The sequence below is a fragment of the Dellaglioa sp. CoH-57-MRSF-21 genome, assembly GCF_056781915.1.
Genome location: NZ_JBXAXU010000001.1, coordinates 279,086 through 292,937, shown reverse-complemented (window position 1 = coordinate 292,937; position 13,852 = coordinate 279,086). Strand labels below are relative to the sequence as shown.

Sequence of the window (13,852 nt, the reverse complement as noted above, 5' to 3'; positions counted from 1 at the left end):
ACTACTTAATTAAAAGTAGTCATAGCGTTTTTGAATTTAATCTTTTATTATTATGCCATCTACACCTATTGACTCACAAATCGTTAAAAACCTCACATCTTCTAGATTTTCAAAATGAACGTGATAGTATTTAAACCACTCACGATATTCTTTATAGGTTGTTATAATTTGATTGGCCTCATTTTTATCATTTTTTAAATCATTGAATAGCGCTCTACGATCCTCATTAAATCCATAAAATGCTGTGTAAGTCGCAATACTTTCAAGAAACACATCAGAAATAATTTCCCAACTCATTTGATTCTCCGGAATATTTCTTTCCTCTAATAATAGCCTCACATCATACGGTAATGCGTTTACATTTTTTATTCCTTCACCTAAACTCATTCGATTACCCCCCGATAATTGCAATTAATATACCACACCCTTCTCATCGATAACAAGCACTTGGCTTGTTATCTATTTTAATTTTTTCTGCGTCTTATAAAAACAAAAAAAGCTTAACAATATTGTTAAGCTTGCCGTATATTTTAAGTTCGCATTTTAAGTTAAATTAATTTTATATTCTAACTTTTTTTTACTTAATTTCTTGTATGATAGCATTTCTTAATTATTACTTGCATATGCTTGTTGACCATCATACCATTCACAGACAGTTAGAAATCTTAATTTCGAAAAACAATTAACATTAGCCTGATATTTTTCGAACCAATTACGATAATACCGATATTGCTTAATTAACTGCGCGGCCTCTTCTGGATTTTGTTTCAATTCATCAAATAGCTGCTTTCTATCATCGTTAAATCCATAGAATTCAGTAAAATTAATTGTACTTTTAATAAATAAATCGAATAATACGGCTAAATCATTATCTTTTTCGCAGAGACGCCCCTCTTGAAAAAGTAATTGTACATCATACGGTAATTCTTTGTACGCTTCATTATATACTTCTGTATCATCTATCATGTTGGGTGCTCCCATTCTCCCCACCATATAAAACCCTTTGTTCCACATAACGTTTTAGTTGAACCTTTTATTCATTCCCAAATCAAAAAATAGTTATGTCGTTACCTAATTCTAATACATCTAGTATACATTATTTTATGCATAATTACCTAAAATTTTTATACTTCCTTTAATATATTTAAGATACTCATACAATTAATAGTTTACACCCTTTTTAAAATCAAAAAAGACCTTTTCAAAAATTCTTGAAAAGATCTTTCTGATTTATTATTCAGCTTCTTCTGCCAAAGTATTGGCAGCTCGTTCCTTATACATAGGGATTTCATCTTCACTTGCTAAAACAAAATGTTCTGGCGAAATTTCAACCATTCGACGTTTTTTACCATCTGCCTCAACTGACGAATCGTATGGTACTGGAATGCGATTACGTTCAAATTCAGGGTCAGGAACAGGAACGGCCGAGATTAAACTGGCTGTATAATCGTGTAAAGGATGTGTATATATTTCGTCTGCAGGAGCTATTTCTAATAACTTACCATAATGCATCACACCAATTCGATCACTGATATATTTAACCATTGATAAATCATGTGCAATAAACAAATATGTTAAGTTATGTTCAATTTGTAATTCCTTCAACAAATTAACAACCTGCGCTTGAATTGAAACATCTAATGCAGAAATAGGTTCATCTGCGATGATAAACTTAGGTTCTACAGCTAAAGCACGAGCAATACCAATACGTTGGCGTTGGCCACCTGAAAATTCATGGGGGTAGCGGCTAGAATGATCTTTATTCAATCCAACTGTTTCTAATAATTCTTCAACACGTTTCGCACGTGCTTCATCATTGGCAGCTAAATGGTGAATATCTATTCCTTCTGCCACAATATCTTTAACTTTCATTCGTGGATTTAGTGATGCATATGGATCTTGAAAAATCATTTGCATGTCACGGCGAAATTGTAATTTATCTTTTTTAGACTTAATTTTACGAATATCAACACCATCAAAATCAATTTTACCATCAGTTGGTTCATATAAATTGATGATACTACGACCTGTTGTTGTTTTACCAGACCCTGACTCGCCCACCAAGCCAAATGTCTCGCCTTCATAAATATCAAATGAAATATCATCGATAGCTTTCACTTCGTCTGGTTTGCCGACATTAAAATATTGTTTTAAATGACGGACTTTTAAAATTTTATTTTTCTTTTGTTCCACTATGTTCAGCTCCCCTTCCTTAGTTTTCTACCAAATTTTGATTCGCTTTAATTTTTGTTTCTTGTTGTTTTGCAAAAATTTTATACCGTCTTTGAATTTCAACTGGCGGCGTTACTTTAGGTGCATCTGGATGCAACAACCATGTAGCTGCTGCATGTGTTGGTGAAACATCGAAGAATGGTGGTTGTTGTTCTGTATCAATCTTCATAGCGTACTCATTCCGAGCGGCAAATGCATCCCCTTTTGGTGGATCCAATAAATCAGGAGGTGTACCTGGAATTGCGTACAGATGTTCACTATCAAGTGTTGGCATTGAATTCAATAAGCCCCAAGTATATGGATGTTGTGGGTTATAAAAGACCTCATCGACTGTCCCATATTCAACAATCCGACCTGCATACATAACCGCTACACGATTAGCCATACCAGCAACAACCCCTAGATCATGGGTAATGAAAATAATTGATGTTTCAATTTTTGCTTGTAATTCTTTCATTAATTCCAAAATCTGTGCTTGGATGGTTACATCTAAAGCTGTTGTTGGTTCATCAGCAATTAAAATTTCTGGATAACAAACTAATGAAATCGCAATAACAATTCGTTGGCGTTGACCACCAGAAAATTGATGTGGATAGTCCTTAAAGCGTTTTTTAGCATCTGTAATCCCAACTAACTTCAAAATTTCCAAGGCTTGCGCCATTGCTTTTTCTTTTTTTACATGTTTATGCTTCATTAATGGTTCAGCAATTTGTCTACCAATTCTCATAGTAGGATCTAAAGAAGTCATTGGGTCTTGGAAAATCATTGCGATATCTTTACCACGAATGTTTTCCATTTGTTTTTCTGATTTTTTAAGTAAATCTTCACCATGAAAAAGAATTTCTCCACCCATAACTTCTGCATTATTAGCTAATAATCCCATTAAACTTTTTGTTGTAACGGATTTACCGGAACCTGATTCACCAACGATTGCTAAAGTTTCACCTTTAGCCAGATGAAAACTAACATCACGTATGGCTTTAACATCTCCAGCATACGTATGAAAATTAATTTCTAGATTGTTAACTTCTAAAATATTTTCTGCCATTTTTCAACACCTACTCTTTCGTTTTTGGATCAAAGGCATCACGGAGTCCATCACCTAATAAGTTGAAGGCAACCATGATAATACATAAAACAATTGCTGGATACCACATTTGGTATGGTAAAAACTGGAAATTCTTTTGACCATCATTCAATAATGACCCAAGTGAAGCTTGAGGAGCACTAATCCCAATTCCGATGAAACTTAAGAAAGCTTCGAAGAAAATAGCACTAGGAATTGTAAACATTGTTTGAATAATAATCACACTCGATAAGTTAGGTAGTAAATGTTTCACTGCAATTTTTACGGGTGACTCGCCTAAAGTTCGAGCTGCAAGAATATATTCTTGATCTTTTAATTTCAACGTTTGTGCCCGAACTAATCGAGCCATCGTTGTCCAACCAGTCACTGCAATTGCTAAAATAATTGATGTTAAACCTGGTTTGAAAACCAATAACATTAAAACAATAACGACCAAGTTAGGTACCGATGAAATAATTTCGATGATTCGCTGCATGAATGTATCAACACGTCCGCCACGCCAACCGGACAAGATTCCATAAGCAACACCGACTCCTAAATCGACTAATGCAGCAACTAGTGCCACGATTAAGGAAATCTTAGTTCCATACATAATTCTTGATAACAAATCACGTCCAAAAACATCCGTTCCTAAAATAAAGTATTTATCTTTTGGAATACTATTTTGTTCATAAGCATCATACCAGCTACCTGATGATGTTTTTAACTTTCCATTTAATCCATCTATTGGTACACCAGGAATTTTAGGTGGTAAATTTGTATACTCAACATTTTGTTCTGTTGCACTATGTGGTGCTAAAATGGGGGATCCAAATGCCAAAATAAAAATTGCAACCAGGACCCAAAGTGAGATAAAAGCCCCTTTATTTTTCTTCAACCGACGCCAAGCATCCTGAACGAAAGTCAACGACGGTGCAGCAATTTTTTCATTATCAATAGCGTTATTTTTATCTAACGGTTCAAATGCATCTACTGGTAGGTCAATTTTATCTGCCATCGTTAATTTCTCCTTCCAGTTAATCGAATTCTTGGGTCAATAATACCGTAAATGATATCTGTTAATAAGATAACAACTACTAGTCCAGCTGAATAAAGCATTGTAACACCCATGATTGTGGGGAAATCATTTGTCAAAATTGATTTTACGAATTGTTCACCAATTCCAGGAATTGAGAATATATTTTCAACAACCATTGAACCAGTCATTAATGCAACCGTATAAGGGCCGATTAATGTTACTAAAGGAATTAAACTATTACGTAAAGCATGGTGGAATACAACGCCAAACTTTGTTAATCCTTTAGCCTTAGCCAGTTCAATGTAATCACTGCTTAGGACATCCACCATCTCGGTTCGAATGAACCTGGCCGTCTCCGCCAGTGGGCCAACCCCTAAAGCAATTGTCGGTAGAATCGTGTAACTGAATCCGCCCCAATCAGCAATTGGTAACCAGCCTAACTTTAATCCTACGTAATACTGTAATAAAACAGCTAAGACGAAAGAAGGAATTGAGATACCTAAGATTGATAAAATTGTTGAAGAAGTATCAATCCAAGTATTTTTGTTAATCGCACCAATGGCACCAATCACAATTCCAATAACTATTCCGAAGATGATAGCTTGTAATCCAAGTTGTCCGGATGGTCCAATACGGCTTGAAATTAGGTATGACACAGGTTGATTACTGTATTGGAATGACGTTCCTAAATCACCCTTAACTAATCCCACTAAGTAAATGAGATATTGTTGCCATACGGGTTTATTCAATCCATATTGTTCATTCATAATCTGTAATTGCTCAGTTGTCATTTTTTGCTGATTCGCATAAGGTGATCCAGGCATTAACTTCATTAAAAAGAAGGTAATGGTTGCGACTAAAAACAACGTCAGTAGCATATAAAAAATTCGTTTAACTAGGTATTTACCCATAATTCTGACCCTCACTTTTGCTTTATTATGTAATTAAAACAAGTCAGAATTAGCCGTGGTAGCTAACTCTCACTTGTTAAATTTTAACACGTTAATTAATTATTTAGTAACATAAGCATCTTTGAAATTGTAATTGATACCAGCTCCATTGTAGATAACACCTTTAACTGTTGATCTTAATAATTGAGCTTGAGCCATTTGGTAAAGAGGTGCAATTCCTTGATCTTTCATCAAGATTTTTTCAGCCTTAACTAAATCATCCCAACGTTTATCTGCATTACTTGCATCTGTTGTTTTTGAAGCTTTAATCAATGCATCATATTCACTATTTTTCCATTTACCTGCATTTTGTGAATTATCTGAAGTAAATAAATCTAAGAATGAGATTGGGTCTGAGAAATCAGCACCCCATGCTGTAACAACAATATCGAAATCACCACTAGTTGATTTTGCTAAACGTGATTTGAATGGGATATTTGTTAATGTTACATCCGCACCATCTAAGTTATCTTCAATCGCATTTTGTAAAAATTCATTTGTTTTCTTAGCTTTATCAGTATCATCACTTAGAAGTGAGAAACTAGCTTTTGTAACACCAACTTCTTTTAATCCTGCTTTCCATAATTCTTTTGCTTTTGCAATGTCTGTATTTGCAGTTGATTTAACGGTTGATTCTTTTGCAAAATCTTCGCCTGTTTTAGGATTTGAAGCAAGACCTGATGATACTAAACCTGTCGCAACAGTTGAGCCATCCCCTAAAATTTTATCAACAAATTGTTTTCTGTTGATAACTAATGAAATAGCTTGACGAATCTTTTGGTTATTAAATAATTTATTCTTTTGATTGTATTGTAAGTAGAACGTTGATGCTTGTTTACGTGTGATATAGTCTTTATCTGTTTTCAATGTTTTAGCTTGTTCAGCAGATAAATTCGTCATATCTAATTTTTGACTTTGGTATAAATTATAGCTTGTTGTATTATCTTTAGAAACTTGGAAATTCATTTGTGTTAGCTTAACTGCTTTTTTATCCCAATAAGTGTCATTTTTCTTTAGGTCCCAAGTTAAGTTAGTTCCTGTCCAATCATTTAATGTAAATGGACCATTGTAAACCATGTATTTGCTTTGTGTGCCATATTTAGAACCATACTTTTCAACAACTTTTTGATTTTGTGGATAGAACGTTGGGAAGCCCATCAATAATTTGAAATATGGTACTTTTTTATCAAGTGTTACAACTAATGTATGTTTGTCAGTTGCTTTGATTCCCAATGTTGATGGCGCCATCTTACCCGCGCTGATTGCATCATAATTTTTAATCCCTGAGAAGAGGTAACCATATTGTGAAGCTGTCTTAGGATTAACGGTCCGTTGCCATGAATAAACAAAATCTTTAGCCGTTACATCGTCTCCGTTGCTCCATTTTGAATCACGAAGTTTAAATGTATAAGTCATGCCATCTTTTGAAACGGTTGTTTTAGTTGCAAGTGCATTTGACACTTTACTGTTCTTACCAATTCTGTATAAACCTTCATTAGTATTGTTCAACATGTTAAAGCTAACTGTATCCGTTGCTGTCGATAAATCCATCGATGGTAATTCAGCTGTTTCAGACCAATTAATAACCTGTTTATCAGCGAGTTCTTTACTATCTGAAGATGAAGATTTAGATCCACACGCTGCCAAGACAATGACAGACAATGCTAGCACACCACTTAATTTCAAAACTGACTTTAACTTCATAATATGACCTCTCCTTTTTTATTTACCTTTTCTTAACGTAGGTTTATCTTACATTAGAAAAAGATTAAAATCAACATTAAACTCTAATTTAATTAAAAAGAGATTCAAGCGCCTTTAAAAAAGCCGTTTAACTATATAAAATATTCAACTCATAACATTTGCACGTTGTTAAAATGAGAGTTTGGCCATTTTTATTCATTAATTCTCATTTAATTCAGTTAACTTATTTTGATGTTCGAATATTTTTTTGAATAAATGTTATACTTAACCTATTAATTAAGTTCCACGAGGAGGTTCTCATGAAAGAAACTTATTCTACAGAAATACCAGTTATTGACGTTTTCATTGCTGGTATCGAAAAACAACGTGAAAATTTAGATTATACAATGTCTGAATTAGCTGCATTAGTCGAAGCTAACAACATGCATGCTGTTGAAGACATTCGTCAGAAATTAGATCGACCAACTGCTGCCCTTTACTTTGGTAAAGGTAAAGCTGAAGAATTCAAGACTGAAAGTGAAGCACAAGGTGTGAAAATTTTAGTTGTAAACGACGAATTATCACCAACTCAAATTCGTAACCTTGAAGCTGCATCAGGTATGGAAGTTATGGATCGTACAGGCCTGATTTTAGCTATTTTTGCTTCAAGAGCACAATCACGCGAAGCAAAACTCCAAGTTCAAATGGCTCAACTTCAATATCAGTTACCTCGTTTAAGAGGGATGCAAGATAAACTAGATCAACAATCTGGTGGTGGACTCGCTAACCGTGGTGCTGGCGAAACGAAGATTGAATTAGATCGTCGTGTGATTGAAAATCGGATTAACCACATTAAAAAAGATCTTGCTGAAATGGACAAAGAAGAATCTACTAGACGTAAACAACGTGATAAATCTGGTATTCCGACTGTTGCATTAGTTGGTTATACTAATTCAGGTAAATCAACGACAATGAACGGCTTGCTTCGTCTAATCGGACAAGATGATGACAAACAAGTTTTTGAAAAGAATATGTTGTTTGCTACATTAGATACAAGTGTCCGTAATATTCAATTTGAAGATAAAAAACAAATTTTATTGAGCGATACTGTTGGTTTTGTCAGCAAATTGCCTCACCAATTAGTAAAAGCTTTCCGTACAACCTTGGCTGAAGCTGCACAAGCTGATTTACTTATCCAAGTGATTGACGTGGCTGATAAACATGCTGAGGAAATGATTCAAACAACTGAAGATACATTAAAAGCTATTGGCGTCGAAAACATTCCGATGATTTATGCCTATAATAAAGCTGATTTAGCAAATATTGATTATCCTACTTTCTCAGATGATAAATTCACTTATAGTGCGCGTGATGAAAAATCACTTAATCAATTAGTAGATATCATTAAAAAGAATGTCTTTAAAGATAACGAAATTATGACTGTTCTTATCCCATTTGATAAAGGTCAACTTGTTGATTTAATCAATGAAAAGGCAACTATCTTAGAAACAGATTATGAAGAATCAGGTACAAAATTAAAGATTGATGCAACAAAAACTATTGCAACCCAATTGCAAGATTACATCGTTTAAAATAATTCTATAAAAAGAGTGCGTGAATCGGTCTGAAATAGCCGATTCACGCACTCTTTTTTGTCGTCATAATCATATCTAGTTTATTGCATGATTCCCGCTGTTATGCTAAAATGCAACTATTCATTTTAGAAAAGGAGGATTCAATTTTGGAAAAAAAACCAGCAGTTGGACTTAACAGATCGTTAGGTCTATGGTCAGCATTATCAATCGTAATCGGAACTGTTATTGGTTCTGGTATCTTCTTTAAACAAGCTTCGGTACTTGACTACACCGGCTCTACTACAAATGCCCTGCTCGCATGGCTATGTGGTGGTATCATAACCTTAACCGCTGGACTAACTGTTGCTGAAATTGGATCTCAAATTCCAGAAACCGGTGGATTATATATCTACATGGAAAAAATTTACGGTAAAATTTGGGGTTTCTTAGCTGGTTGGATGCAAGTTATCGTGTATGGACCAGCTATGATTGCTGCGTTAGGCGCGTACCTTGCTATTTTAATAGTAGATTTCTTTAGTATTCCAGCTGGTTATTCTCATTTAATCGCATTAATTGCAGTCATTTCTATTGGCTTCCTAAATATGCTATCAAATCGTTATGGTGCTTCATTCCAGATTATTACAACTATTTGTAAATTATTCCCTATTGCTGCTATTATTATTTTTGGTTTATTTTTTGGCAATGCAAATGCACTTGGCCAATCTGTTGCAACTGTCAGTCACTCTACAAATAATTTTGGTGTTGGTATACTAGCTACTTTATTTGCTTATGATGGTTGGATTCTGATTGCTAATATGGGTGATGAAATTAAAAATCCTAAAAAGACATTACCTAGAGCTATTGTTTTAGGAATTTCAATTGTTCTTCTTATTTATATTCTTGTTTCGTTCAGTATTATGCGTGTCATGCCTGCTAGTCAAATCCATCAACTAGGCGAAAATGCAACACCACAATTTGCTAAGATTGCCTTTGGCCAACTTGGTGGAAAAATTATGAATATCGGTGTCATTATTTCTATTCTTGGTTGTATGAACGGTAAAATCATGACATTCCCTCGAATTATGTGGGCAATGGGTAAGAACAAACAATTACCTTTCCATAAAGAAATATCTTATTTACATCCAAAATCACATTCACCTGTTATTGCAACATGTGTGGCTTTAAGTATTGCAGCGATTATGATTTTATTTTTTGATGCTGATCGCTTATCTGAAATTTGTATTTTTACAGTTTATTGCTTTTATGTTATGACTTTCGTCGGCCTCTTTATCTTACGCCGTCGGAATAAAGGAACAGATTTAAAACGTGTTTTCTCAGTTCCATTGTTCCCCATAACACCTATTGTTGCTATCTTAGGTGCAGCCTTCGTTTTAGTTAGCGAAGTTCAATCAGATATTGTAGGTGTTTTAATTTCATTTACAATTGTTGCACTTGGTATCCCGGTTTATTTATACGAAACACATAAAAATAAAGATCTATAATAAAAAATGTGTAATGACAGCTATTGTCATTACACATTTTTATTTTTAATTCATCATTTTCCGGGAAAAGGATTATTCACAAAAAGTTGTGTATAAAATTTAATTTCTTGCAAAGTCTGAGCAATTTTATTTTTTGTATAATCTGTTAACTTAGCATCGTTATTTAGTTGTCCATCTTCATTAAATGTTTGATCAACTATTCCCAATAATGTTGGCGTAGGCAACGTGATAAATCCTAATCGATTCAAAATAGGTACTAATTCAGCTGTTGCAAATTGTGCACCGCGCATGTTATCTGAGTAGCCCACAATCTTAACTGGTTTACGTTGCCCTTCAAAAGCCAAATAATCGATTGCATTTTTCAAAACGGCTGGAATAGCATGATTATATTCAGGCGTTAAGATAATAAAGCCATCTGCCGCAGCTACATCCGCTATCCATCGTGCTTCATTTTCAGGTAGTTGTCGATTTTCATTTTGCATAGGTGCCAATTTTTCGTGGAAGAAGGTTAACTGATAGTCACTTAATTTTAGAAATGAAAATTCAACATTATCCTGATTTTTTGCTACTCCTTCAATATACTTAATGACCCTTTTACCAATAGAATTCTCTCTTGAACTCCCTAGAATAACAGCAATTTTCACCATGACATCATCTTCTTTCTAATTTATTTTTCAATCAAACAAACCGTCATTTTATGCCGATTCTACTAACTAATAAAAATGGTTGCTAAAATCTATATAGATTTCAACAACCATTTTTATTTTATTGTCTACGCTAAGCGTCTTTCTAAGTATCTTGAAACCAATGATAGTGCATAACAAACGACGAAGTACATCACTGCTAAAGCGACGAACATTGGAATAACATAATTAGTATTTTGACCGTATACTAATTGTGCATGATACAGTAACTCTGGTAAAACAATGATAGTAGCCAATGACGTATCTTTAATTAATGAGATAAATTGACTAACCAATGGTGGAATCATTTTCTTTAAAGCTTGTGGTAAGACAATCACACGCAGACCTTGCCAATAAGTTAGACCATTTGCGCGAGCACCTTCCATTTGTCCGGGTTCAACAGCTTGAATACCACTTCGAATGATTTCAGCTAACATTGCTGATTCGAAAACGGTCATCGCTAACGTTGCTGACCAGAAAATTGATAACCGAATACCAACATTTGCTAAGCCAAAATAAACGAAAAATAAGATTAAAAGTAATGGTAAATTTCGAATTAAATCAATTATAAAACCAACTATAGCAGATAAACGTTTTACTTTAATATATCGTGTTAGGCCTAGAATAGCGCCAATTATAAAACTGAAAATAATTGAAATAACTGAAACTTCGATTGTTACTAATAATCCTTGTAGTAAGTAGCGAATATTTTCCCAACTATATGCTGCAATAAAATCTGACATATTTTTCTAGACCCCCTTTAACTTAATTTCTTTTCTAAATGTCTCATGTAATAACTTAATGGCATCGTGATAATTAAATATAACACCCCAACGATAATGTACGTGTTGATTGTATCAAATGTTGTTGATGCGATAATATCACCTTGGTACATTAAATCAAATCCAGCAACGAAGGCTAAAACTGAAGAGTTTTTTACCAAATTAATGAACTGATTACCCAAAGGTGGAATCACATATTTAAATGCCTGGGGTAAAATAATATGAAACATCGATTGCATGAATGTTAACCCGTTTGAGCGAGCACCTTCCATTTGTCCAGGATCAACAGCTCTAATCCCAGCACGAACTGTTTCTGCAATAAAGGCAGATGTGTAAATCGTTAGTCCGATTGTTCCAGCTGTAAATCCGTTGATATTCGTAACGTACATAGGTACCACAACGTAGAAAAACATTGCAACAACCAATAACGGAATATTTCTAAATATTTCAATATAGATACGTGCAATAATTTTTAAAATTCGATATGGCATTTCTTCCAAAATTGCAAAGAACGAACCTATAATTAAACTAAAAAATAATGCGAGTACACTTGAACACAATGTATAGCCAAGTCCTGTTAATAAGGCTTGCCAATGTTCTGTAAAAATCGTAATCATTGTTGACTCGCCTCCTTCACACTAAATCCTGGAATATCGCCAAACCATTTGTTTAATAATTTTTCATACGAGCCATCGGCACGCATTTCAGCTAAAGCCTTATTAACTTCATTCTTAAATTCACCTTGGCCTTTATCAATCGCAATTCCGTAAGGTTCATGCGTAAAAGTACCACCAACAACAGCAAAATCAGAATTCTCTTTAACCATCCCATATAAAATACCATTATCAGTTGTTAAAGCATCACCTTGACCAGATTTTAGTGCGGTTAATGCTTGCGCATAATCATCTAGTTCCAGCACTTCTGCTTTAGGTGCATACTTCTTCATGTTAATAACTGAAGTTGAACCCTTAACACCTAAAACAACCATACCGTCTTTATTCAAATCTTTTACGGATTTAATTGAGCTTGTTCTTTTAACTAAAATAGCTTGTCCGGCAGCAAAATAAGAGTTAGAAAAATCAACTTGTTTTTCACGATCTTTAGAAATGGACATCGTCGCAATAATTGCATCAATATTTCCATTTTTCAAAAGTGGAATTCTTGTTTTACTTGTTACCTGAACAAAATTAGCTTTACCATCTTTACCTAAGATTTTTTTTGTCACTGCCTTAGCAATATCAATATCAAATCCTTGGATTTCACCGGTTTTGATGTTCATTAAACCAAATAACTTCGTATCTGCTTTAACACCCCAGTTAATTGTTTTTGTTTCTTTAGCTGTTGTTGCAATGTTGGCTTTACTTTGCGCTCCACAGCCTGCAATAACTAATACCATAGCTATACTCATAAACAATAAGCTAATTTTTCTTAATTGTTTCATATTTTAATCCCCACTCTCACAGTCTTGAGCTCCTTAATGTTTAATAATTTTACTCAAGAATTTTTTTGCACGTTCTTCTTTTGGATTGTCGAAAAATTCTACTGTTGTATCATCCTCAAGAATTTGACCATCAGCCATGAAAATAACACGATCGGCTACTTCACGAGCAAAGCCCATTTCATGAGTTACAACAATCATTGTGATCCCATCATTTTTAGCGATATCTTTCATAACTTTTAAAACATCGTCAATTGTTTCAGGATCTAATGCAGAAGTTGGTTCATCAAATAATAGCGCCTTAGGTTTCATAGCTAGACTACGGGCAATGGCAATTCTTTGCGATTGTCCACCTGATAACATTCTAGGATATGATTGTGCTTTATCATCAAGTCCAACTGTTTTTAATAAATCCATTGCGATTTTTTTATTTTCAGCTTCATCCCGTTTTAAAACTAAACGTGGTGCAAGCATAATATTTTCTAAAACAGTTTTGTTTTCGTACAAGTTAAAATGTTGAAATACCATCCCAACATTTTTTCTGATTTTATCAATATTCGTTTTCTTATCTGCTAAATCAAAATTATCAACTAATAGTTGCCCCTCGTTAACTTGCTCTAAACCATTGATAGTTCTGATTAATGTACTTTTTCCAGAACCAGATGGCCCGATAATAACGACGACTTCGCCTGCTTCAACTTTTAAATTGATATTCTTCAATGCGTGAAATTTATCGTAATATTTCTCCACATTTTTAAATTCGATCATTGCCATACTCTCAATCCCCTTCTCTTAACTCTTTTATTCTTTTTTGTGATACTTTAATTATACTACCAAATGGATGTTTAATTGCAGTCTTTTTTAAATGTACCATATAATCACAAAAAAAGTGATAGCAATGTA

The 13,852-nt window shown here is 34.0% G+C and carries 14 protein-coding genes; 2 read left to right on the top strand and 12 right to left on the bottom strand.

Going from position 1 to position 13,852, the window contains the following annotated elements:
• Positions 1–36: 36 nt before the first annotated feature.
• The 7 genes from AC1RPQ_RS01375 to AC1RPQ_RS01345 all read right to left on the bottom strand — a co-directional run bounded on the left by AC1RPQ_RS01375 (position 37) and on the right by AC1RPQ_RS01345 (position 6,991).
• A complete protein-coding gene (locus AC1RPQ_RS01375) occupies positions 37–387 on the bottom strand; it encodes a hypothetical protein (RefSeq protein WP_481760921.1) in 351 nt (116 codons plus the stop codon).
• 219 nt (positions 388–606) lie between these two features.
• The gene (locus AC1RPQ_RS01370; RefSeq protein WP_481762170.1) at positions 607–981 is read right to left on the bottom strand and encodes a hypothetical protein; all 375 of its coding nucleotides are present in this window, start codon (positions 979–981) and stop codon (positions 607–609) included.
• A 252-nt stretch (positions 982–1,233) separates the two neighbouring features.
• Positions 1,234–2,193 (bottom strand): ABC transporter ATP-binding protein, encoded by a 960-nt coding sequence (locus tag AC1RPQ_RS01365; protein WP_481760923.1) that lies wholly within the window; start codon positions 2,191–2,193, stop codon positions 1,234–1,236.
• A 19-nt stretch (positions 2,194–2,212) separates the two neighbouring features.
• Positions 2,213–3,280 carry an ABC transporter ATP-binding protein gene (locus AC1RPQ_RS01360; protein WP_481760924.1) on the bottom strand — a complete coding sequence of 356 codons (1,068 nt, stop codon included), beginning with the start codon at positions 3,278–3,280 and terminating at the stop codon, positions 2,213–2,215.
• A gap of 10 nt (positions 3,281–3,290) precedes the next feature.
• Positions 3,291–4,316, bottom strand: a complete 1,026-nt coding sequence (gene opp3C / locus AC1RPQ_RS01355) for an oligopeptide ABC transporter permease (protein ID WP_481760925.1) — start codon at positions 4,314–4,316, stop codon at positions 3,291–3,293.
• Positions 4,317–4,318: 2 nt separating this feature from the next.
• Positions 4,319–5,248, bottom strand: coding sequence for an oligopeptide ABC transporter permease (gene opp3b, locus AC1RPQ_RS01350; protein WP_409021660.1), 930 nt, complete (start codon positions 5,246–5,248; stop codon positions 4,319–4,321).
• A gap of 99 nt (positions 5,249–5,347) precedes the next feature.
• The gene (locus AC1RPQ_RS01345; RefSeq protein WP_481760926.1) at positions 5,348–6,991 is read right to left on the bottom strand and encodes a peptide ABC transporter substrate-binding protein; all 1,644 of its coding nucleotides are present in this window, start codon (positions 6,989–6,991) and stop codon (positions 5,348–5,350) included.
• A gap of 299 nt (positions 6,992–7,290) precedes the next feature.
• Here AC1RPQ_RS01345 and hflX point away from each other — a divergent pair, with 299 nt between their 5' ends.
• Both hflX and AC1RPQ_RS01335 read left to right on the top strand, forming a co-directional pair.
• Positions 7,291–8,562: a GTPase HflX gene (hflX, locus tag AC1RPQ_RS01340; RefSeq protein WP_481760927.1), complete on the top strand. Its 1,272-nt coding sequence runs from the start codon at positions 7,291–7,293 to the stop codon at positions 8,560–8,562.
• A 146-nt stretch (positions 8,563–8,708) separates the two neighbouring features.
• Complete coding sequence (locus tag AC1RPQ_RS01335) at positions 8,709–10,046, top strand: APC family permease (protein WP_481761139.1); 1,338 nt, start codon at positions 8,709–8,711, stop codon at positions 10,044–10,046.
• A 53-nt stretch (positions 10,047–10,099) separates the two neighbouring features.
• Here the strand turns inward: AC1RPQ_RS01335 and AC1RPQ_RS01330 are convergent, their stop codons facing one another.
• The 5 genes from AC1RPQ_RS01330 to AC1RPQ_RS01310 all read right to left on the bottom strand — a co-directional run bounded on the left by AC1RPQ_RS01330 (position 10,100) and on the right by AC1RPQ_RS01310 (position 13,723).
• On the bottom strand, positions 10,100–10,693 hold the full coding sequence (locus AC1RPQ_RS01330; RefSeq protein ID WP_481760928.1) for an NADPH-dependent FMN reductase: 594 nt from the start codon (positions 10,691–10,693) through the stop codon (positions 10,100–10,102).
• Between the two features lie 125 nt (positions 10,694–10,818).
• Positions 10,819–11,472: an amino acid ABC transporter permease gene (locus AC1RPQ_RS01325; protein ID WP_409021664.1), complete on the bottom strand. Its 654-nt coding sequence runs from the start codon at positions 11,470–11,472 to the stop codon at positions 10,819–10,821.
• Positions 11,473–11,489: 17 nt separating this feature from the next.
• Positions 11,490–12,128: an amino acid ABC transporter permease gene (locus AC1RPQ_RS01320; RefSeq protein ID WP_481760929.1), complete on the bottom strand. Its 639-nt coding sequence runs from the start codon at positions 12,126–12,128 to the stop codon at positions 11,490–11,492.
• Positions 12,125–12,952, bottom strand: coding sequence for a glutamate ABC transporter substrate-binding protein (locus tag AC1RPQ_RS01315; RefSeq protein WP_481760930.1), 828 nt, complete (start codon positions 12,950–12,952; stop codon positions 12,125–12,127). Before AC1RPQ_RS01315 ends, AC1RPQ_RS01320 begins: the two co-directional genes overlap by 4 nt.
• Positions 12,953–12,985: 33 nt before the next feature.
• Positions 12,986–13,723, bottom strand: coding sequence for an amino acid ABC transporter ATP-binding protein (locus AC1RPQ_RS01310; RefSeq protein WP_409021667.1), 738 nt, complete (start codon positions 13,721–13,723; stop codon positions 12,986–12,988).
• Positions 13,724–13,852: the final 129 nt, after the last annotated feature.